19 protein-coding genes are annotated in these 19,924 nt (G+C 61.2%); 9 read left to right on the top strand and 10 right to left on the bottom strand.

The window, feature by feature from the left end; genetic code table 11:
• Window positions 1–192: 192 nt before the first annotated feature.
• A complete protein-coding gene (locus tag QRN61_RS26915; RefSeq protein ID WP_285376316.1) occupies window positions 193–1,701 on the bottom strand; it encodes an AhpA/YtjB family protein in 1,509 nt (502 codons plus the stop codon).
• Between the two features lie 134 nt (window positions 1,702–1,835).
• Here QRN61_RS26915 and serB point away from each other — a divergent pair, with 134 nt between their 5' ends.
• Window positions 1,836–3,050 (top strand): phosphoserine phosphatase SerB, encoded by a 1,215-nt coding sequence (serB, locus tag QRN61_RS26920; RefSeq protein WP_007967407.1) that lies wholly within the window; start codon window positions 1,836–1,838, stop codon window positions 3,048–3,050.
• Between the two features lie 118 nt (window positions 3,051–3,168).
• Here the strand turns inward: serB and QRN61_RS26925 are convergent, their stop codons facing one another.
• The gene (locus QRN61_RS26925) at window positions 3,169–4,923 is read right to left on the bottom strand and encodes a cyclic-di-GMP receptor FimW-related protein (protein WP_285376319.1); all 1,755 of its coding nucleotides are present in this window, start codon (window positions 4,921–4,923) and stop codon (window positions 3,169–3,171) included.
• 221 nt (window positions 4,924–5,144) lie between these two features.
• On the opposite strand from QRN61_RS26925, the gene QRN61_RS26930 reads away from it, so the two are divergent.
• Window positions 5,145–5,546 carry a lectin OAA family protein gene (locus QRN61_RS26930; protein ID WP_027611401.1) on the top strand — a complete coding sequence of 134 codons (402 nt, stop codon included), beginning with the start codon at window positions 5,145–5,147 and terminating at the stop codon, window positions 5,544–5,546.
• A 60-nt stretch (window positions 5,547–5,606) separates the two neighbouring features.
• Here the strand turns inward: QRN61_RS26930 and asd are convergent, their stop codons facing one another.
• Genes asd through QRN61_RS26945 form a run of 3 tightly spaced genes read right to left on the bottom strand, consistent with a single transcriptional unit; the run spans window position 5,607 to window position 8,881 of the window.
• Window positions 5,607–6,467 (bottom strand): archaetidylserine decarboxylase, encoded by an 861-nt coding sequence (gene asd, locus QRN61_RS26935; protein WP_027611402.1) that lies wholly within the window; start codon window positions 6,465–6,467, stop codon window positions 5,607–5,609.
• Window positions 6,467–7,300: a thiosulfate sulfurtransferase gene (gene rhdA, locus QRN61_RS26940; RefSeq protein ID WP_247268683.1), complete on the bottom strand. Its 834-nt coding sequence runs from the start codon at window positions 7,298–7,300 to the stop codon at window positions 6,467–6,469. Before rhdA ends, asd begins: the two co-directional genes overlap by 1 nt.
• 42 nt (window positions 7,301–7,342) lie before the next feature.
• Window positions 7,343–8,881, bottom strand: a complete 1,539-nt coding sequence (locus QRN61_RS26945; protein WP_115988339.1) for an HDOD domain-containing protein — start codon at window positions 8,879–8,881, stop codon at window positions 7,343–7,345.
• Between the two features lie 166 nt (window positions 8,882–9,047).
• On the opposite strand from QRN61_RS26945, the gene motA reads away from it, so the two are divergent.
• Both motA and motB read left to right on the top strand, forming a co-directional pair.
• Window positions 9,048–9,899 (top strand): flagellar motor stator protein MotA, encoded by an 852-nt coding sequence (gene motA / locus QRN61_RS26950; protein WP_007952169.1) that lies wholly within the window; start codon window positions 9,048–9,050, stop codon window positions 9,897–9,899.
• Window positions 9,900–9,902: 3 nt separating this feature from the next.
• Window positions 9,903–10,979, top strand: a complete 1,077-nt coding sequence (gene motB / locus QRN61_RS26955) for a flagellar motor protein MotB (RefSeq protein WP_134785299.1) — start codon at window positions 9,903–9,905, stop codon at window positions 10,977–10,979.
• A gap of 52 nt (window positions 10,980–11,031) precedes the next feature.
• On the opposite strand, the gene QRN61_RS26960 is transcribed toward motB, so the two are convergent.
• The 4 genes from QRN61_RS26960 to rsgA form a co-directional block, all read right to left on the bottom strand.
• Window positions 11,032–11,517 carry a toll/interleukin-1 receptor domain-containing protein gene (locus QRN61_RS26960; protein ID WP_134785300.1) on the bottom strand — a complete coding sequence of 162 codons (486 nt, stop codon included), beginning with the start codon at window positions 11,515–11,517 and terminating at the stop codon, window positions 11,032–11,034.
• Window positions 11,517–12,476: a caspase family protein gene (locus tag QRN61_RS26965; protein ID WP_285376327.1), complete on the bottom strand. Its 960-nt coding sequence runs from the start codon at window positions 12,474–12,476 to the stop codon at window positions 11,517–11,519. Before QRN61_RS26965 ends, QRN61_RS26960 begins: the two co-directional genes overlap by 1 nt.
• Window positions 12,477–12,478: 2 nt before the next feature.
• On the bottom strand, window positions 12,479–12,886 hold the full coding sequence (locus QRN61_RS26970) for a TIR domain-containing protein (protein WP_103368233.1): 408 nt from the start codon (window positions 12,884–12,886) through the stop codon (window positions 12,479–12,481).
• A 212-nt stretch (window positions 12,887–13,098) separates the two neighbouring features.
• A complete protein-coding gene (gene rsgA, locus QRN61_RS26975; protein ID WP_095138114.1) occupies window positions 13,099–14,130 on the bottom strand; it encodes a small ribosomal subunit biogenesis GTPase RsgA in 1,032 nt (343 codons plus the stop codon).
• Window positions 14,131–14,237: 107 nt separating this feature from the next.
• On the opposite strand from rsgA, the gene orn reads away from it, so the two are divergent.
• The 3 genes from orn to QRN61_RS26990 all read left to right on the top strand — a co-directional run bounded on the left by orn (window position 14,238) and on the right by QRN61_RS26990 (window position 16,797).
• Window positions 14,238–14,780 (top strand): oligoribonuclease, encoded by a 543-nt coding sequence (gene orn, locus QRN61_RS26980; protein WP_003221098.1) that lies wholly within the window; start codon window positions 14,238–14,240, stop codon window positions 14,778–14,780.
• Window positions 14,781–14,984: 204 nt separating this feature from the next.
• Window positions 14,985–15,596 (top strand): trimeric intracellular cation channel family protein, encoded by a 612-nt coding sequence (locus QRN61_RS26985; protein ID WP_003221099.1) that lies wholly within the window; start codon window positions 14,985–14,987, stop codon window positions 15,594–15,596.
• 154 nt (window positions 15,597–15,750) lie between these two features.
• Window positions 15,751–16,797 (top strand): Fic family protein, encoded by a 1,047-nt coding sequence (locus QRN61_RS26990; RefSeq protein ID WP_285376330.1) that lies wholly within the window; start codon window positions 15,751–15,753, stop codon window positions 16,795–16,797.
• 2 nt (window positions 16,798–16,799) lie between these two features.
• On the opposite strand, the gene queG is transcribed toward QRN61_RS26990, so the two are convergent.
• A complete protein-coding gene (gene queG, locus QRN61_RS26995; RefSeq protein ID WP_096794762.1) occupies window positions 16,800–17,870 on the bottom strand; it encodes a tRNA epoxyqueuosine(34) reductase QueG in 1,071 nt (356 codons plus the stop codon).
• 63 nt (window positions 17,871–17,933) lie between these two features.
• Between queG and QRN61_RS27000 the strand changes: the two genes are divergently transcribed.
• Together QRN61_RS27000 and tsaE are read left to right on the top strand one after the other, a co-directional pair.
• Window positions 17,934–19,433 carry an NAD(P)H-hydrate dehydratase gene (locus QRN61_RS27000; RefSeq protein ID WP_285376332.1) on the top strand — a complete coding sequence of 500 codons (1,500 nt, stop codon included), beginning with the start codon at window positions 17,934–17,936 and terminating at the stop codon, window positions 19,431–19,433.
• Window positions 19,421–19,891 (top strand): tRNA (adenosine(37)-N6)-threonylcarbamoyltransferase complex ATPase subunit type 1 TsaE, encoded by a 471-nt coding sequence (gene tsaE / locus QRN61_RS27005; RefSeq protein WP_098966932.1) that lies wholly within the window; start codon window positions 19,421–19,423, stop codon window positions 19,889–19,891. The genes QRN61_RS27000 and tsaE overlap by 13 nt, the downstream gene beginning before the upstream one ends.
• Window positions 19,892–19,924: the final 33 nt, after the last annotated feature.

A 19,924-nucleotide genomic window follows, 5' to 3' on the forward strand; every position in this document is an offset into this window, starting at 1 on the left:
GGCACAGAGTGGCGGTGACGAACGGTGGCAGTAAGACAGTTGCTCCCACATTTGATCAGCGGCGGGCACGTACCCTGTGGGAGCGGGCTTGCTCGCGAAGGGGCCGGAACAGGCGCCATAAAAGATCGCAGGCAACAAAAAAGCCCGCAGACAATCACTTGTCTGCGGGCTTCTGTGTTTCAGGCCTAAGGCTTACGCCCGGCGCTCATGCATCCGCGCCAGTTGCCGCTCGAGCATCGACGGATACGGCTCCATCAACCGCTCGACACAGCAAGCCCCCTCAGGGCTGGCGATCGGGCGGATCCGCGCACGCTGGCGAATCAGCGCATCGTCTCCGATCTTGCGCTCGACCAGCAGCAGGTTGCGACTGTGTTGCGACAGGGCCAGGGCATCCTGAGCCGAATCGGTCAGCAGCAGGTCGATCTGGCTCAGGCCGAACAACTCGTCGCCCAGGGTCAGGCCCAGTTGCAATTGCAGGGTGATGCCGCTGTCGGCGACTTCGATCTGCAACTGATGGCCCAGCGCCCGCAGCAACTCGCCGCAGCAGATGGCGTTGGTCAGGTAGTCGTCACCGCTGTCTTCGGTGTGGAACAGCATCAGTGTGCTGCCATCGTTCAGGGTTTCGATTTCGCCCTGATACAGCGAAGCGGCCTGATCGAGACAATCGCGATAGCGCTCCAGCAACTCTTCCAGACGGGCGCGCGGCAGGCGCCGCAGTTGCTCTTGCGAACCCAGCTGGATCGCCAGCACCGCGCTGTGCTGCGGCACGCTTGGTGTCGCTTTACGCGGCGCCGGAACAGCTTCGGTCAGCGACTCGTCGCGCAGATCGGCAAACGGATCTTCGTCGTCATCATCGTCTTCAACGGTGCTGACCACGTGGCGCGGCGCCGGTTTTTGCGCGGCCATCGGGCGGGCTTCGTCAAAGCTCGGGTCACGCAGGTTGCGCACTTCGAACTCTGGCTCATCCTCTTCCTCGAACTCGGGTTCCGGCTCAGGTTCAGGCGCAGGCTCCGGAGCGTAGTTGGCGTGCAGCTGACGCGCCAGATCGCCGATTTCGTCCTGACGATCTATGCCCGGCGTGTGTTCGTCGATGCGCCGCAGCCAGACGCGCAATTGCAGCAACGGCGTCGATAGATAGCGCCCCATGCGCAGGCTCAGGGCCAGCGACAAGGCCAGCAGGATCGCACTGAGAATGCCCATGCTCTGCAGGCTGATGGTCATCGGCTGCTGGAACTGATCCATGTCCAGGCTGATGCGCAGTTGCCCGGCAGTCACGTCCTGGAAGGTGATCTTGCTCTCGTACATGCCCTCGGCTTCGCCCAGCAGGCTGTGCTTGGGGCGCTGACCGGATTCGGCGAGGATGCGGTTGTCCACGCTATAGATAGCGGCGTGTGCCACCAGCTTGTTCTTGGTCAGGTTGTTGAGCAGCACGTTGAGGCTGAGGATGTCGTTGGACACCAACAGTTCAGTGGCAGAGGTGGCGGTCTGCGTGGTCAGGCTTTCGCCCAGCGCATCGGCCTGCTCGTGCATGGCCTGCTTGAACTGCAGGCCCATCACCCCGGCATAGATCACCAGGGCCAGAGCGACCAGGATCACGTTATGGCTGGCAATGCGCAATGCAATCGGCACACGGCGGTGGCGCAGTGCACGGAAGATCAGCAGGAAGAAGTTATCGGTTTTAACTGGCGTGGGCCGGTTCACTGAGCTCGGCTCTTTTGTCCGTGAAGTTGACGCGCAGTATAGCGACAGGCCCTAGACCGGCAAAGCGCTCGCGGTGCCCGATGGTCACTGAAAGTGGGTAGAATGCGGTTTTTTTCCAGTTGCGGGGGTGCGCGTTGCGCGAAATCGTCCTGATTAACATCACGGGAGTCGACCGTCCGGGTCTGACTGCGGCCATTACCGGCGTTCTGGCACAAGGTGGTGTGAACATTCTCGACATCGGTCAGGCGGTGATCCACGACACCCTGTCGTTCGGCATCCTGGTCGAGATTCCCGACTCCGAGCAAGGCAAAGCCGTGCTCAAGGACATCCTGTTCAAGGGCTACGAGCTCGACCAGCAGGTGCGCTTCACCCCGGTGTCCGAAGAGGATTACCAGCAATGGGTGGGCAATCAGGGCAAGAAACGCCACATCGTCACCCTGTTGACCCGCAAGGTGACGGCCGGCCAATTGCAGGCGGTCAGCTCGATCACCGCCAAATATGGCCTGAACATCGACCATATCGACCGTCTGTCGGGTCGCATGCCGCTGGACACTCCGGCGGACAAGGGCAAGGGCTGCATTGAGTTCTCCGTGCGTGGTGAAGCGGCTGATCCGCAGGCGCTGCGTGCCGAATTCCTCAGCGTTGCGCAGGAGCTGAACGTCGACATCGCCTTCCAGGAAGATTCGCTGTTCCGCCGCAACCGGCGTCTGGCGGTGTTCGACATGGACTCCACGCTGATCGAAGCCGAAGTCATCGACGAACTGGCCAAGGCCGCCGGTGTCGGCGAGCAAGTCTCGGCCATCACCGAGCGCGCGATGGCCGGCGAACTGGACTTCCGCGCCAGCTTCAAAGAGCGCCTGGCGTTGCTCAAAGGTCTGGATGTCAGCGTGCTGGACTCGATCGGCGCTTCGCTGCGCCTGACCGAAGGCGCCGAAACCTTGTTCGCCGAACTCAAGCGCCTGGGCTACAAGACCGCGATCCTGTCCGGCGGCTTCACTTACTTCGCCAAGCAGTTGCAGGCCAAACTCGGCATCGACTACGTGTTCGCCAACGAACTGGAAGTGGTCGACGGCAAGTGCACCGGCGTGGCCATCGAGCCGATCGTCGATGCGCAGCGTAAAGCGGATCTGCTGAAGGAACTGGCGCACAAGGAAGGCTTGCGTCTGGAGCAGACCATCGCCGTGGGCGACGGCGCAAATGACCTGCCAATGCTGGCGATTGCCGGGCTGGGTGTGGCGTTCCGCGCCAAGCCGCTGGTCAAACAGTCGGCGAAGCAGGCGATTTCCACCCTTGGGCTGGATGGCGTGCTGTATCTGCTGGGCTTTCGCGATCGCGACGGGCAGCTCTGACATCTCTATCGTCTGACTGGCCTCTTCGCGAGCAGGCTCGCTCCCACAGTTGAAATGCATTCCAGTGTGGGAGCGGGCTTGCTCGCGAAGGTAGCGCCGCCGATCCATCGGCGGGTACTTAAAGCGATTTCCACAACGAATCAAAATCCTCCTCGCCCCCGCCATTCTGCGCGGCCTCCAGCGAGCGATAGGCAAACTGATTGAAACTGTGCGTACTCGCCACCCGTCGATCCAGCCCGGCGCGGTGTTCTTCGCCGTGGGTGTTGATCAGCACTTTATTGCCTTCCTGAAACGGCAGGCGCGGGGCGAGCAAGGTCGCGGGCAAGTCGATGGCGCTGATCTCCGGTAGCAGCAGACCGCGCAAATACTGACTGTGATCATCTCGCGAGCGCACCAATTGCAAACCGCAAGGTTCGGCGTGTGGCGCCACCAGTTCTATGCCCATTTGCGGCCCGCTGCCGCGCACCTGACGAATCCAGCGCACCACCGCAATGCTCCAGCCCTGATTCGCACTGTCCTGAATCCCGAGCATTTCCCCGGCCTGCAATTCGGCGGGTACTTCGCTTGGCCACGCCAGACAATAGCCGCCGGGACTGTGGTTGATCACCGGCAAGCTGTAGGTCGGATAGTGCGGAGGGCTGTCGGTGTTGCTTTCGTCCTCGCCCAGATGGTCGTACTGGATTTCTTCGTACGGCAGCAACTCTTCAGTTGCGCCCTGCGGTGCGGCGTCGAAGGCCTGGCTCCAGCTGTCCTTTTCGCCCTGGACCACCACGCGACTGAAATTGGCCGCGCGAGCACCGGGATGTTTCAGCAGTTCGCTGAAGCTGCGTTCGCCGCCCAGGTAAAAGTGCAGGGCGCTCATGCCGACGCACACGGTCAGGCTGCCTTGACCGGCGGTGCGCTGAAAACTGCGCTCAGCGGCCTGGCCCCAACTGGCGTGCAAATGTTGTAGGGTATCGAGGCTCAGTCCTGCCGGGATCGGCAACGGCGTCGACGTCTCCTGCTGCAGTAAATGCGCTTCGATCACGTTCACCAGCGGTTGCGGATCGAAGCCCAGCAGTGCGCCCTGTTGTTCTTTGCGAAACATGCTGCGGTAGCGCGGGCCGGCGTCCAGTTCAGCGCTGATGGCGAACAGTCCATCCTGCGGACTGCCGGGATGCAACTTGAGCAGGGCACTCCACGGCTCCAGCACTTCGGCCAGCCGAGCGATCTGGTTCTGGCGCAATTGATTGCAACGGGCGCTACCCAGCAGCAGGGCGGCGATATAGGTCTGTTCCAGGCTCAGTTCGCTGCTCAGGCTCGCCAGATCGTCATGCACCCGACGCTGTTGCAACTGCAAGGCGCAAGCGCAGAGATACAACTGATGCAGCTCGAACCACAGATGTTCCGGCGGCGGGCTGTACAGCTGCGTCGCCCGCAGCAGTTGCCCCTTGAGCGCATGCGCGGCCCGTTGCAGGGCCTGACTGACCAGCGCCGCCCGCTCTTTGTGGTACTTGGGGACAATGCGCAGAACAATCTGCTTGTAGCCAATGGCCAGATGACTTTGCAGCGCCTGACACAGGTTGCTGATCTTGCGCGAGCGGTCATCGAGCATGATTGCCTGATGCAGGAAGTGCCGCTCCAGATGCTGGCAGACGAAGTAAACCTCAGGGCGCAGCAGTTCGAGGAGTTGCAGGCGATTGTCACTGGGGGTGAGCAATTGGTTAAGTTCGCCCAGGCCTTGGTACAACTGGCGGGCGGTTTCGCCGATGTTGGCCTTGGGCAGGCCGGCGATCCAGCGCTTGAGGTCGCGCGGGGTGGCTTCACAGAACGACAGTCGCGTTTGCGTCGGGATCGGGGCGCGCAGGGAGGGTTGGGGGCGTGACTCACTCATGCCGTGACTGGCTCCAGCGGCGAAATTGGCAACACCAAGAACTCTAGCAGCTGTGGTCTGTTTCGCCGGATGGTGTCAGGCTTTTTGACCGCTGGTCTACTGGCCGGATGCCATTCAACAAGCCCTACTAGTCTCTCAGACGTGCGATCGGAAACGCACGGTTGCACGGCCTGTCCGTCAACCTCGGGCAGGTCTCCCGAAACTTCAAGGAGATGAGGTTCATGTCTAAATATGCAGTGGCAAATCAATGGGGCGGTAGTTCGGCACCGTGGCATCCGGGTGGAACCTGGGTGCTGGGCGGGCGGGACAACCAGCAAGTCGTCGCCATCGAGATCAAGTCGGGCGATGGCGGCAAAAGCTTCACCGGCACCATGACTTACGCCGGCGAAGGCCCGATTGGCTTCAAGGCGCAGCGCACCGGTCAGAATCAATACAACGTCGAGAACCAGTGGGGTGGCAATGATGCCCCATGGCATCCGGGCGGCAAGTGGGTGATCGGTGGCCGGGACAATCAGAACGTTGTCGCGTTGAGCGTCACTTCCAGCGATGGAGGGAAAAACCTCAGTGGCACCAATACCTACGCCAACGAAGGGCCGATCGGCTTCCGTGGGCAGATAGAGTAACGGCGCTTCCCAGGTCGTGTCCGCCCCTTCACAGACGTGTGAAAGGGCGGATCAGCCGGCTCAGGCCGTCGGCAGGGCCAGGGCCTGGCCCATTTGCACTGGCGAACCCGCCACCAGTTCTTCAGCCCATTTCACTTGATCCGGGCCAAACAGCACGATCGCCGTCGAACCCAGTTTGAAGCGCCCCAGTTCCGCACCTTTTTCCAGATGAATCGGTGCTCGGGCGGCTTCGTCGTAGCGGAAGGTTTTCAGTTCGCGCTTCGGTGGGGTGACCAGACCGGCCCACACGGTTTCGATCGAAGCGACGATCATCGCGCCGACCAGCACCACGGCCATCGGCCCGCGCTCGGTGTCGAAAATGCACGCCACACGCTCGTTGCGGGCGAACAGCTCCGGAACGTTTTCCGCGGTGGTCTGGTTGACCGAAAAGATTCGGCCCGGGATGTAGACCATCTCGCGCAGAGTGCCGGCCAGCGGCATGTGCACGCGGTGGTAATCCTTCGGCGACAGGTAAATGGTGGCGAAGTCGCCGCCCATGAACGGCGCGGCATTCGCCGTGTCACCGCCCAGCAGTTCCAGCACGCTGAAGCTGTGGCCCTTGGCCTGGAACACGCGACCGTGTTCGATCGGGCCGAGCTGGCTGACCGCACCGTCGGCCGGGCTGAGGATCGCGCCCGGCGTCTGGTCCAGTGGCCGCGCGCCGTCTTTCAGGGCACGGGTGAAGAACGCGTTGAAATGCTCGTAGGCGGTCAGGTCTTCGACCAGCGCTTGCGACATGTCCACCTGATAACGCTTGGCGAACCACTGGGTGAAGGCATTCTTGAACCAGCGCACGCGGCACTCGGCGACGCAACCGGCCAGGCGCGACAGCAGGTGATGAGGCAGCAGGTACTGGCTGAGGATAAACAGACGCTCTTTCATTAGTTGTCCTTAGAACCTTGAATCTCGACAGGCGTATCAGGGTGGTTGCCCCATTCGCCCCAGGAACCGGCGTAGCCCTTGACCCGCGGATAACCGAGGGACTTGGCCACCAGATAAGTGAAGCCCGACCGGTGATGGGTCTGGCAGTGGGTAATGATTTCTTTGTCCTTGGTGATCCCGAGGTCTTCGAGGATCTGCGGCATGTCCGTGCGAATCCGCAGCTGACGCGCCTTATCCATGCCGGCGGTCCATTCGAAGTTCACCGCGCCGGGGATGTGTCCACCCTTGGCGGCCAGGACTTTCTCACCGGAATATTCCAGCGGCCCGCGTGCGTCCCAGATCGCCAGATCGGCGGCGCCGAGACGGCTTTGCAGGTATTCGCGGGTTGCCGTCGGCTCGTCGTGCAGGGTCAGCGCCACCGGGCCGCCGACCGCAGGCGGCACCTGGATCGACATCGGCATGCCGGCTTCCAGCCACGCCGGCAGACCGCCGTCGAGGTAGTGGTATTTGTCGTGACCGATCACGTCGAGCAGCCAGATGAAACGCCCGGCCCAGCCACCGCCTTCGTCGTCATAGACCACGTAGACCGCGTCCCGGCGATGGCCTAGCTCACCGAACAACGCCTCCAGATCGGCTTTGGCCGGCAACAGCCCCGGCGCCGGTGGCTGGCCGAGCTGGGTGCGCTTGGGGTCGACAAAACGTGCGCCGGGCAGATGGCCCTCGGTATAGCGGGCGACACTGGTCAGGTCCACCAGAATCAGTTCGCTGGCATCCAGCCGAGGGAGCAGGTCGCTCGGTTCGATGACGAGCGGCAAGCCAGAGAAGTCAGACATGTGAGGTCTCCAGAGCACAAAGGGGGGGATTGTAGCGCAGCCTCATCGGCCACGGCTGCTAAAGCTGTGCAGGGCCTTTTCGATGCACTGTGCGGTTTTGCCAAAGGCTTGCACGCTGATGTCGGCGAACGGCCCACCGCCCTGGTCGGCGACGACGATCATGATCACCCGGCCGTTATTGACCAGCGAACGCAGGAACAGATGCTCGCCACGGAACAGCGCACGCAGGCCCGGCGGCAACAATGCGGAAAATTGTGCGTTGTTCTCGGGGGTGATCCGCACCTGTGCCTGTTGTGCGAGCAGGCGCTGCAAGACTTTGCTCTGACTGACGACAAAATTCAGCGCGGCGGCTTCCTTCGGCAAACCGAAGGTCTGGTTGACCCGCAGATTCGATTGCGTGCGGTCGGCCATCAGAATCATCACCCGGCGCATGCCGCTGGCGACCAGCGCATCACGGGCGGCGACGGTCAGGCTCATGGCATTGGTGAAGCGGCTCGGCTCGGCCAGCAGTTCGGCGCATTGCCGGCGCCATTGAGTCAGATCCTCGGCATTCGGCGCCGCCGCCGGCAGCATCCCGGCCGGCAAGCGATGGGTGCCCCATGGCCATAATAATGAAACGGCCGGGTGCCACAGATCGGGCATGGCATGCTGGCGCGCACTGTTGGCGGCTTGCTGGTGCAACTGCTGCTGCACTTCGTCCATCGAGATTTGCAGATAAAGGCTGGTCAGGTACTGCCAGCGCTCGCTGTGCGGACTGTCCCAGGCCTGTTGTGCCGACAGCGCCAGGCCGTTGGCCAGCAACACGGTGTTGGCCGGCTGGTTGAGCCAGCGGCGCAGGGTCGGATCGTCGTCGAGGCGATTCTGCTGGCGCAACGGATGTTCGCTGTCGCGGGCGATGCGCAGAACTTTCACCAGTTCGCGCTGTTCGCTGAGCAGCAGTTTATAACCCTGCTGCACCCAGATCGGCAGGTGCCAGACTTGTACCAGCGCTTCGGCGATCTTCAGCAGGCGCACGCCAAACAGTTGCTTCTCGACCGTGCGCGCCGATTCGCCCTTGTGGATAACCCGCAGCTCCCACTCTTCGAGCAATTCGGGAAACGTCAGCGCCAGCGGCCATAACGGCGACAGAAACAACAGGCTGCCCCAGTGAATGTCCTGCCACAGGCGCGCCAGGCGACTGGCAAAAAAACCGTTGGCCTGTTGTGTCGCGTGCTGGCTGATCATCTGCAGTTGGCGCAAGGCCTTGGGGATCTGCATCTGCGGTTCGACGGGCAGACGTGCGAGCAATTCTTCGGTACGCGCCAGGCCCAGGCGGTTGATCGCCACTTCGAGATTTTCCGCCGCAGCGGCCATGGTGCCGTGGGTGTGACGATTTGCCTCACGGATGATGCTCAAGGCCAGCGCCGGGCTGTCCTGCATCAGGTCGGCGATATCGCGCAACGAGCTGCGGTTGTCGCGGATCGCCCGGCAAACCTTGTCGTGCGCCTCTTGCGGCACGGGCAGGCGCACGCCATCGAGCAGTTTGACCCAGCCCTCAAGCGTGGTCGGTTTTGCGTGTGGGACGTTCGTTTCATTAGCCATGTCTGGACGAGATCTTCACTGACTGTAGACGCGCCCGGCATGGGCTAAATTGGCTTTTCGCCTGAACTGGCTATAGTCTGGCGCAGTTTTGCCGATAAGTAGAAGAAGAGATTTTTTAACTTCCGAATATGACCTTGAACCCGACTTAAATAAGTACTTTCTACCTATGGCTAAAATTATCGGCATCATCGTCGTATTCGCGAGCGTGCTCGGCGGATACGTGCTCTCCCACGGCAAAATTGCCGCCCTGATCCAGCCCTTCGAGGTGATGATCATCGGTGGTGCGGCCCTCGGTGCATTCCTCCAGGCCAACCCCGGTTACATGACGATGCACGTGCTCAAGAAATCCCTGAGCATGTTCAGTTCGCGCTTCAGCCACACGTTCTATCTGGAAGTGCTCGGCCTGATCTACGAGATCCTCAACAAGAGCCGCCGCGAAGGCATGATGGCCATCGAAGGCGATATCGAAGACGCTGCCGCGAGCCCGATCTTCGCCAAGTACCCGGCCGTGCTCAAAGACGAACGCATGACCGCGTTCATCTGCGATTACCTGCGCATCATGTCCTCCGGCAACATGGCTCCGCATGAGCTGGAAGGCCTGTTCGACATGGAACTCTACAGCCTCAAGGAAGACCTCGAGCACCCGTCCCATGCGGTGAACGGCATCGCTGACGCCATGCCCGGTTTCGGTATCGTCGCGGCGGTACTGGGTATCGTGGTGACCATGGCGTCGCTGGGTGAAGGCGATCAGAAGTCCATCGGTCTGCACGTGGGTGCGGCACTGGTCGGTACCTTCTTCGGTATTCTCGCGGCCTACGGCTTCTTCGGGCCGTTGGCGCATTCCCTGGCGCACGATGCCAAGGAAGAACTGAACGTCTACGAAGCCATCAAGGCCTCGCTGGTGGCGTCGGCTTCCGGCATGCCGCCATCGCTGGCCGTGGAGTTCGGGCGCAAGGTTCTGTACCCGGCGCACCGTCCAAGCTTTGCCGAGCTGGAACAAGCCGTTCGCGGTCGCTAAGCCATGGAAAATAATCAGCCGATAATCATCAAGCGCGTCAAGCGCATAGCCGGTGGGCACCACGGCGGGGCGTGGAAAATCGCCTTCGCCGACTTCGCCACGGCGATGATGGCGTTCTTCCTGGTGTTGTGGCTGCTGTCCACCGCAACGCCTGAGCAGAAGATCGCCATCGCCGGTTACTTCAAGGATCCGGTCGGCTTCTCCGAAAGTGGCACGCCGTACATCATTGATCTGGGCGGCACGCCGACCCTGGCGCCGGAAAACACCCTCAACCCTGAGGTGAAGTCGCAGCCGCAACCGGACAAGGTCACGGTCGACACCGAGCAGGTCGAAGGCATGGCCGAGCAGGTCGAGAAAGAGCGCCTGGAGCTGTTGCTGCAAGAACTGCAGAACAAGGTCGACGAGAACCCGCAGCTGCAGAAGTTCAAGGATCAGATCCTGTTCGAGATCACCCCGAACGGCTTGCGCATTCAGATCATGGACGCGGAAAACCGGCCGATGTTCGACTCGGGCTCCGCGCGTCTGAAGCCGTACTTCGAAGACATCCTGCTGGCCATGGCCGACACCATCAAAGCGGTGCCGAACAAGATCAGCATCAGCGGCCACACCGACGCCAAGCCGTACACCGGCACCGGCGATTTCGGCAACTGGGAACTCTCGGCCAACCGTGCCAACGCCGCGCGGCGTGCGCTGGTGGCAGGCAGCTATCCGGATTCGCAGGTGGCGCGGGTGGTCGGTTATGCCTCGTCGGCGCTGTTCGACAAGGAAAACCCGTTCAACCCGGTCAACCGCCGCATCGACATTGTGGTCCTGACCAAAAAGGCCCAGGCCGCCATCGAAGGTTCGCAAGGTGCCGACGCGGCCAAGCCAGCCGCCGAAGGTCAGAACGGTGCCGCTCCGGCGACGCCGGTCGATCCGAACGCGCTGCCGGCGGATCAGCAACCTGTGCCGGCGCACGAGTTGCGCGAACGCTTGAACCTGTTCGACGACGCCGCACCGAAACCGGCAGTGCCGGGGACTGCGGCGCCAGCGCCAACAGCTCCGCCAGCCGCTGCACCGGCCCCTGCGCCGAAGCAGTGAGCGACAAAAAAGCCGACAGTGATGTCGGCTTTTTTGTGGCTGTCGATTGGCCTCAGAAACCGCGCCGAATTCGGTTCTTCAGTTGTTCATGGAAAAGATCGGCGTTGCGCTTATAGGTGCCGCTGAAGGATTCGTTGCTCGAATCCAGCGTCATCGAGCGCTTGCTCGATACTTCTTCACGATAGGCATCGATGAAGAAATTCAGATCACTGGCCGTGCTCAGCTTCGGCCACTTGTCCAGATACTCCGGCAGCTTTGCCGGCCCGGTGCGGAACGAGCAGATCCGGCGGTTGCTGATGGTCGCTTCGCCGATTTCGAACGGCACCCACCACGACAGTGCGGTTTTCTCCGAAACCACCGCCAGCAGGTGTGTGCATTCGGTGATGTTGCGGGTGATAACCCCGGTGATGTCGTCGGTGGTCTGCGATTCCGGGTCGAGTACGTCGAGGTAGGTCTTGATGTTGGCCTGCATCAATTGCGCATTGATTGCCATGGCTTGCGGGCGATCGATGTGGCGGTAGCTGATGAATACGGGCATCAGAAGTGTCCTTTTATGGCGAGTTCGCGGTAATAGGCGCCAAGTGCGGTGAGACGGCAGCCGGTGGAGTGGAGCGCGGCGTAGTACATGTGCTCGGCATCCACCGGTTCGATCAGGCTGTGGCGATTGCACATTTGCAGTTGCTTGAAGATGTCGCCGTGTTCGGGGTCGAACAGTGCTTCGGTGGGCTCGTAGCTGGGATCGAGTCTGAAAACGAAGCTCGGCTCCGGGAACCAGTCCTTGAGTTTGCGCAAGGTTTCCTCGGCAATCAGCGGCGCGACTTCGCGCAGCGGTACGAACTGCGAGACATTGGTCTTGAACACCGGACGCTGTTCCCAGGCGCCCAGCGCATTGTCGACAAACGAGTAAACGCTACCGGGGGTGACCTTGCCGAGTACGTTGGCAGCGCCACCGTGCAGCGCTTGCAGCAACAGATCCGTGAATACGCCATGACCGCGACTTTCCAGGGCGTACTGCTCTTTTTTGCAGGCCGTGAGAATGGTCATGCCTTCGCCGATCACACTGCTGCCGCCACGCAGATTGCGCATGGCGCCTGCTGCGCCGGCCTGGCAGCAATCGAGAATGATGATTTTGTTCTTGATGTGCGGGGCCTTGTCCGCCCACTCCAGAATGTCGCTGATGCGGATCCCGTCTCCGCCAGGCTGATAGTCCTGGGGAATCAGGAGTCCTTCGTCGATGCTGGTGTCAAACTGACCATGGCCGGCGAAGTACAGCAGTGCCACGTCACAATCGCCTGAGAACAGGCTCTGGATCTGCTGTTTCATGTGGCTGAGCGTGAGTTTTTCTTCGGCTGAAGTCAGCACTTTGCTGCTGAAGTTCGGTCGCCCGTTGGCATGACGTTCCAGCACCGACGCCATGGCCATGGCGTCGTTGTTACAGCCGCTCAAGGGCGAGACGTGGTCGTAGTGGTTGATGCCGATAAACAGTCCCTTGCGCATGGTTACACCGCCGTGTGCTGACGGATCGCACCGATGATGCTGTTGGTGTTCCACGCGCACTCGGCGTGCGCCGCGTCACGCACGACGCTGGAAATACGCTCGGCGCCGAACGGCTTGATCGCGATGATCACTTTGCCCATGCGCTTGGCGATCTCGATTTCCTTGTTGATCCACTTGCTGTAAGTCGAATACATCCCGGCCATGATCAGCACCGCCGAGCACGGGCGAATCTTGTTCTCGATGGCTTCTTCGAGTTGCTTGTCGGTCTGCGCGCCCATGATCGGGTTGTGCGGCGGCACGGAAAAATTCTTGAAACTGAAATCCGGTCTGGCGCCGAGCAGGCGTACCAGATTGTCGTGAGCGTGGGCGTAGTTCCACGAATGGCTGATGAACAAATGGTAGGTCTGCATGGGGTTCCTCGAAGGTCGCGAAGGTGCGAAGGAGGACCCCAATCTAGGCATCTGACGCGAGCCTACAAGGGCTGGGCGGTGAAAGAGAAATGTCCTGCAAACAGGTGCGAACGAGTCTGTCAGAAGAGTCTGACGTTTAACGGAATCGAGGATTTGTCAGGCGCGGTCCGACATCCGGCAGCCCTCGGGCGAGAGGCTGCCGGTGCAGATGTTTAGTAGCCGTTTTCCGGCAGGCTGGCGATGATCGAGCGGTAGCTGTTCATCCGCTGCTGCTGCACGCGGCCGTCTTCCAAGGCCTTGAGCAGTGCGCAACCGGGTTCGCGATCGTGCTTGCAGTCGCGGAAGCGGCAGGTGCCGAGCAGGTCGTTGAACTCGATGAAACCGGCTTCGACGTCGGCGCGGCTGACGTGGCCCAGACCGAACTCACGGATACCCGGGGAGTCGATCAACTCGCCGCCGCCCGGGAAGTGGAACAGGCGTGCGGTGGTCGTGGTGTGCGTGCCCTGACCGGACAGCTCCGACAACGGGCCGACGCGGGTCTCGACTTCCGGCAGCAGGCTGTTGACCAGCGACGACTTGCCGACGCCGGACTGGCCGACGAACACGCTGATGCGCCCGTCGAGCTGCTTCTGCAGCTGTTCCATGCCATTGCCGTGATGCGCCGAGACTTCCAGCACCGGATAACCCAGCGTGCGGTACACCGCCAGCAGGGCGTTGAGTGCCGGGGCGTTCTGCTCGTCGATCAGGTCGAACTTGTTCAGCAACAGCAACGGGCGGATGCCGGCGTGTTCGGCGGCGACCAGGTAGCGGTCGATCAGGTTGGCATGCGGCTCGGGCAGGGGTGCGAAGACGATGACGATCATGTCGACGTTGGCGGCGACCGGCTTGAGCTGGCCACGGCTGTCCGGGCGGCAGAGTTCGGTGTTGCGCGGCAATTGCGCGACGATCACCCCGATGCCCTGGTTGCCGGCGCGCCAGACCACCCGATCACCGGTCACCAGCGCCGGCAGGTTGGCGCGCAAGTGGCAACGGAAAACCTGGCCGGCCTGTTCGCCGTCCACAGCCTCGACTTCGACCTGCACACCGAAGTGGGCGATCACCAGGCCGTGTTGCTCGGGGCCGAGGTCGCCGCCCTCGAGGGCTTCGACCGCCGAGGACTCGCGTTTGGCGGCGCGGGCGGCGCGCTCGCCCTGAATCTTTTCGATGCGCCAGTTTTGACGACGATTGAGTTGGCGTTTGGCCATGGGTGTTCCGTCTGAAGAATGCAGCGATTAGGTAAAACGGCCGCGAGTTTAGCACGCCCGGGCACCGGCCTAGGCTAAACTGCGCAGCATTGCCTAGGAGCCCGAATATGCAAAACCCGCAGAACCTGATCTGGATCGACCTGGAAATGACCGGTCTGGATCCGGAAAACGACGTCATCATCGAAATGGCCACCATCGTCACCGACAGTGACCTGAACACCCTGGCCGAAGGCCCGGTGATCGCCATTCACCACAGTGACGAAGTGCTCGCCCGCATGGACGAGTGGAACACCCGCACCCACGGCAACTCGGGCCTGACCCAGCGCGTGCGTGACAGCCGTATCAGCATGGCCGAGGCGGAGGCCGAAACCATCGCTTTCCTGGAAAAATGGGTACCGAAAGGCAAGTCGCCGATCTGCGGCAACAGCATCTGCCAGGATCGCCGCTTCCTTTATACCCACATGAAGGCGCTGGAAAGCTACTTTCACTACCGCAACCTCGACGTGTCGACGCTCAAAGAGCTGGCCGCACGCTGGGCACCGGACGTGCGCGACAGCTTCAAGAAGGGCAGCACTCACCTGGCGCTGGACGACATCCGCGAGTCGATCGCCGAGCTGCAGCACTACCGCAAGCATTTCATCAAGTTCTGATTGAGGGGTGTCTGCCCTGACGTCTTCGCGAGCAAGCCCGCTCCCACCATTTGGAATGCGTTCCCCCTGTGGGAGCGGGCTTGCTCGCGAAGAGGGCGTCAGAGTCCCGTAAGATTCAAGTCAGAAATGCATCCCGGAGCGCGCCCCCTTCTGGTGCGGCGCTGAAATGGCTAGACTGCGCGCCTTCCTGCCAGGACCGCCGCCATGTTGCTGATGCTCTATCTGATCGCCATTACCGCTGAAGCCATGACCGGCGCGCTGTCTGCCGGGCGGCGCGGCATGGACTGGTTCGGGGTGGTGTTGATCGCCTGCGTCACGGCATTGGGCGGCGGTTCGGTGCGCGATGTGTTACTCGGGCATTATCCGCTGACGTGGGTCAAGCACCCGGAATACCTGGTGCTGACTTCGGCCGCCGCGATGCTCACTGTATTCACCGCACGCTGGATGCGTCATCTGCGCTCACTGTTTCTGGTGCTTGATGCGGTCGGTCTGGTGGCGTTCACCCTGATCGGCTGCATGACCGCTCTGGAAATGGGCCACGGCATGCTGGTGGCCTCGGTCAGCGGTGTGATCACCGGCGTCTTCGGCGGCATCCTGCGTGACATCTTCTGCAACGACATCCCGCTGATCTTCCGCCGCGAGCTGTACGCCAGCGTCTCGTTCGCCGCCGCGTGGTGCTACATGCTCTGCCTGTACCTGAATGTGCCGAGCGAACAGGCGATTCTGATTACCCTGTTCGGCGGTTTTCTGTTGCGGTTGCTGGCCATTCGTTTCCACTGGGAAATGCCCAAGTTCGTTTATAACGACGCACCTTGACGTCACGCTGGCGGGCGCGTGGAAATATTCTGTCGGGAATGTTGAATAGATGCTGCGCCTTTAAAAAAGGGTAAAAATAAAGCCTAAAAGGGGTATTTTGTCATGAAATACCCTATTTAAGTCTTTTTACCTCATTTAGACGGCTGCCTGAATCATGCACTCACTCACCCCGGAATTTCTTGACGCCTTGCGCTTCGACGGTCTTCAGATTGCGACGCTTCGTGCATTGGGAGAGTTTCGGGGTAAGCAACAACTGTTCGTTGCTCAATCGCCGCAGGTCCTCCAAGGGCTTACGCAGATAGCCGTAATCGAATCCACGGAGTCATCTAACCGACTGGAGGGTATAACTGTCGCGCCAGCGCGGCTGAAGTCACTGATGAGCAAAAACACTGATCCCAAGAGCCGATCCGAACAGGAAATTGCTGGCTATCGGGACGCACTGTCACTCATCCATGAATCTGCCGATGGGATGCCATTTTCCGAAGGTGTACTTAGACAATTACACAGTCTTCTTTACCGCTATCTACCTCAGGATGGTGGTGAATGGAAGGCGATGAACAACGACATCATCGAGCGTCATGCCGATGGTTCATCGCGGATTCGCTTCCAACCTGTTCCTGCTCATATGACCCCTATTGCGGTGACTGAAACCCTGGGGCATTACCACCGGGCGCTGGCATTGAATCTGGCTGACCCTTTGGTTTTAGTGCCGCTTACGGTCCTCGACTTCCTTTGCATACACCCCTTCTCTGACGGAAATGGTCGCGTCGCTCGTCTGCTGACATTGCTGCTGCTCTATCAATTTGATTACCGAGTCGGGCGATTTATCAGTCTTGAACGGATATTCGAGGAGTCAAAGGAGGGCTATTACGCAACACTCGAACTGAGTTCTCAGGGATGGCACGAGGGCACGCATGATGTTCGGCCATGGATGGATTATTTTTGGGGGGCATTGCTTAGAGCGTACAAAGAGTTCGAAGAGCGAGTGGGTACGATTGAGAAGCGTCGAGGTGGTAAAAGCGACCGAATCAGAGACGAAGCCTTGAAGCGAGTCCTCCCTTTTTCCATCTCGGAAATTGAAGAGTCCTGTCCGGGAGTCAGTCGCGATACAGTGCGCCTGGTTTTACGATCACTGAAAGCAGAAGGGCTGATTGAGCCGACAGGTAAGGGGCGCACAGCCAAGTGGAGAAAGCCGGCATAGCCTCAATTACGGCGTTCAGCGTGCTGTTTCAGCGCCCACTCAACATGTTCACGCACCAGCTCTGATGGGTAGTCACGGCGCGCCTTCAAGGCTTCCAGCACCGGAATGCTCGACGGCGCGTTGCCCAGCCCGACTGCCAGATTGCGTAGCCAGCGCTCGTAACCGGCGCGGCGCAGCGGTGAGCCTTCGGTGCTGCTGAGAAATTTGTCCTCGTCCCACATGAACAGCTCCGCCAGTTCGGCGTTGTCCAGGTTGTGCCGGGGCTTGAAATCGCTTTCCCCGGAGGGTCGGGCGAAGCGGTTCCACGGGCAGACGATCTGGCAGTCGTCGCAGCCGAATACGCGGTTGCCGATCAGTGGGCGCAGGTCTTCGGGGATGGCGTTTTTCAGTTCGATGGTCAGGTAGGAGATGCAGCGCCGGGCGTCCAGCACATAGGGGCCGACGAAGGCGTTGGTCGGGCAGATGTCCAGGCACGCCGTGCAGCGCCCGCAATGTTCGCTGCTGTGCGGTTCGTCCACCGGCAGCGGCAGATCGACAAACAGTTCGCTCAAGAAGAAATAGCTGCCGGCCTTGCGGTTCAGCACCAGGGTATTTTTGCCGATCCAGCCCAGCCCGGCCTGCTCGGCGATGGCTTTTTCCAGCACCGGGGCGCTGTCGACGAAGGCGCGAAAACCGAACGGGCCGATCTCGGATTGAATCCTGTCAGCCAATTGCTGCACACGTTTACGGATCAATTTGTGGTAATCGCGGCCCAAGGCATAACGCGAAACGTAGGCTTTCTCCGGTTGCGCGAGCATTTGCGCCATTTGCGTGTCGCCGGGCAGGTAGTCCATGCGCAGCGAAACCACGCGTAACGTACCCGGAACCAGTTGCTCCGGATGCGAGCGTTTACTGCCGTGGGCGCCCATGTAATCCATTTCGCCGTGGTAGCCGGCGGCGAGCCAGCGCTCCAGGTGCTGCTCATGCTCGGCCAGGTCCAGACCGCTGATGCCGACTTGCTGGAAGCCCAGCTCGCGGCCCCAATCCTTGATCGATTGGGCGAGGGCGGGCAGATCTGTGGTGATGGCGGACATGAGGCGAGAGAAACCGGAGCTGAGGTGCGTATAATTCTGCCAGACATCGGAGCCCGAAGACGCATGCCGCACACGAAAGATCAATTACCCGACGCGCTGTATGGCGCCGCACAGGTGCGAGCACTCGATGCGCGGCTGATCGCTGCGGGTACGCCGGGCTTCGAATTGATGCAGCGCGCCGCGCACGCGACCTGGCGCGCATTGGTGCGGCAATGGCCGTCGGCGAGCGAAATGACGGTGCTTGCCGGGCATGGCAACAACGCCGGCGATGGTTTTCTGATCGCCGCGCTGGCGCACCGGGCCGGGTGGGCGGTGCGGGTGCTCGCAGTCGGTGATCCGCAACGCTTGCAGGGCGACGCGGCGCAGGCTTATGCGCAGGCCATCAGCGATGGCGTCGCCGTGCAGAGCTGGGCTGCGCAAAGCGAGCTGCGCGGGGTGATTGTCGATGCCTTGCTCGGCACCGGGCTGGCCGGCGATGTCCGTGAGCCGTATGCCGCTGCGATCAAGGCGATCAATGCCAGTGGCCTGCCGGTGGTGGCGGTGGATATTCCTTCCGGGCTGTCTGCCGATACTGGACATGTCCTCGGCATTGCGGTTCACGCTGACCTTACCGTGACTTTCATCGGCTTGAAGCTCGGCCTGTTCACCGGGGATGCGGCGGATCAGGTCGGGGCGTTGGTGTTTAACGATCTGCAAGCCGCCGCCGACATCTACCGTGACATTCCTGTCAGCGCTCTGCGTCTCTCGGCGGCTAATCTTCCACGATTGGCCCCGCGTGCGCCCGCGGCACACAAAGGGCGCTTCGGGCATTTGCTGCTGATCGGTGGCGATCAGGGTTTTGGCGGGGCGATTCTGCTCAGTAGCGAAACGGCCTTGCGCAGCGGCGCGGGCATGGTGTCGCTGGCAACCCGTGCGGAACATGTCCCGGCAGCGCTGACGCGGATGCCGGAAGTCATGGTGCTCGGCACGTCGTCGGCCAATCAGTTGATGGGGCTGCTGGAAAAGGTTTCGGTGCTGGTGGTTGGTCCGGGACTCGGACAGGCGAGTTGGGGGCGGGCACTGTTGTCCGCTGCCGCCAATGCGCCGCTGCCACAGGTGTGGGACGCCGACGCATTGAATCTGCTGGCGAGCGGATTTGTCAGTCTGCCCAAGGAATGCGTGATCACCCCGCATCCGGGCGAGGCGGCGCGCCTGTTAGGGATCAGCACTGCCGAGGTGCAGGCAGATCGTCCGGCCGCCGCGCGGGCGTTGAGCAAAAAATACTCGGCCGTCGTCGTGCTCAAAGGCGCCGGCAGCCTGATCGCCCACCCCGATGGGCGTCTGGCGCTGTGTCATCAAGGCCATCCGGCAATGGCCACTGCTGGCTTGGGTGATGTGCTCGCCGGCTTGACCGGGGCGCTGTTGGCGCAGGGTATGAACGGCTTCGATGCCGCGTGCCTGGCAGTCTGGCTGCACGCCAATGCCGGCGCGCAACAAGGTAAATTCGGCCGTGGACTGGCGGCCAGTGATCTGATTCCAGTCATTCGTCAGTTGTTGGAGGAGCATGCACCGTGTCTGAAGTAACCCTGTACCTGGCCGATGAACAGGCCATGAGCGACTTTGGCGCACGGATCGCCCGCATTACCCAGGGCCACGGCCTGATTTTCCTGGAAGGCAATCTGGGCATGGGCAAAACCACCCTGTCGCGGGGCATCATTCGTGGGTTGGGGCATGTCGGCGCGGTAAAAAGTCCGACCTTCACCCTGGTCGAACCCTACGAGATCGGCGACGTGCGTGCCTTCCACTTCGACCTGTATCGCCTGGTCGATCCGGAGGAGCTGGAGTTTCTCGGCATCCGCGACTATTTCGAAGACGATGCCCTGTGCCTGATCGAGTGGCCCGATAAAGGTGCAGGCTTTTTGCCAAAGCCTGACCTGACCATTACCATTAGCCCGCAAGACAGCGGGCGTTCGCTGAAAATTTTATCCCAGGGCTCGCGTGGCGAGGCCTGGTGTGCCGCTTTGGCATTGGAATCCAATTAAATGATGGGGTTAGGTATGCGCTTTCGCGCGTTG

The sequence above is a fragment of the Pseudomonas sp. lyk4-TYG-107 genome (genome assembly GCF_030209055.1).
GTDB lineage: Bacteria > Pseudomonadota > Gammaproteobacteria > Pseudomonadales > Pseudomonadaceae > Aquipseudomonas > Aquipseudomonas putida_A.

Coding starts and splice junctions, on each gene's coding strand:
- motA (WP_007952169.1), top strand. CDS start 9,048: ATGGCTAAAATTATCGGCATCATCGTCGTATTCGCGAGCGTGCTCGGC.
- QRN61_RS26970 (WP_103368233.1), bottom strand. CDS start 12,886: ATGCAGACCTACCATTTGTTCATCAGCCATTCGTGGAACTACGCCCAC.
- queG (WP_096794762.1), bottom strand. CDS start 17,870: ATGTCCGCCATCACCACAGATCTGCCCGCCCTCGCCCAATCGATCAAG.
- rsgA (WP_095138114.1), bottom strand. CDS start 14,130: ATGGCCAAACGCCAACTCAATCGTCGTCAAAACTGGCGCATCGAAAAG.
- QRN61_RS26990 (WP_285376330.1), top strand. CDS start 15,751: ATGCACTCACTCACCCCGGAATTTCTTGACGCCTTGCGCTTCGACGGT.
- asd (WP_027611402.1), bottom strand. CDS start 6,467: ATGAAAGAGCGTCTGTTTATCCTCAGCCAGTACCTGCTGCCTCATCAC.
- rhdA (WP_247268683.1), bottom strand. CDS start 7,300: ATGTCTGACTTCTCTGGCTTGCCGCTCGTCATCGAACCGAGCGACCTG.
- QRN61_RS27000 (WP_285376332.1), top strand. CDS start 17,934: ATGCCGCACACGAAAGATCAATTACCCGACGCGCTGTATGGCGCCGCA.
- QRN61_RS26925 (WP_285376319.1), bottom strand. CDS start 4,923: ATGAGTGAGTCACGCCCCCAACCCTCCCTGCGCGCCCCGATCCCGACG.
- QRN61_RS26930 (WP_027611401.1), top strand. CDS start 5,145: ATGTCTAAATATGCAGTGGCAAATCAATGGGGCGGTAGTTCGGCACCG.
- QRN61_RS26945 (WP_115988339.1), bottom strand. CDS start 8,881: ATGGCTAATGAAACGAACGTCCCACACGCAAAACCGACCACGCTTGAG.
- motB (WP_134785299.1), top strand. CDS start 9,903: ATGGAAAATAATCAGCCGATAATCATCAAGCGCGTCAAGCGCATAGCC.
- QRN61_RS26960 (WP_134785300.1), bottom strand. CDS start 11,517: ATGCCCGTATTCATCAGCTACCGCCACATCGATCGCCCGCAAGCCATG.
- QRN61_RS26965 (WP_285376327.1), bottom strand. CDS start 12,476: ATGCGCAAGGGACTGTTTATCGGCATCAACCACTACGACCACGTCTCG.
- QRN61_RS26985 (WP_003221099.1), top strand. CDS start 14,985: ATGTTGCTGATGCTCTATCTGATCGCCATTACCGCTGAAGCCATGACC.
- orn (WP_003221098.1), top strand. CDS start 14,238: ATGCAAAACCCGCAGAACCTGATCTGGATCGACCTGGAAATGACCGGT.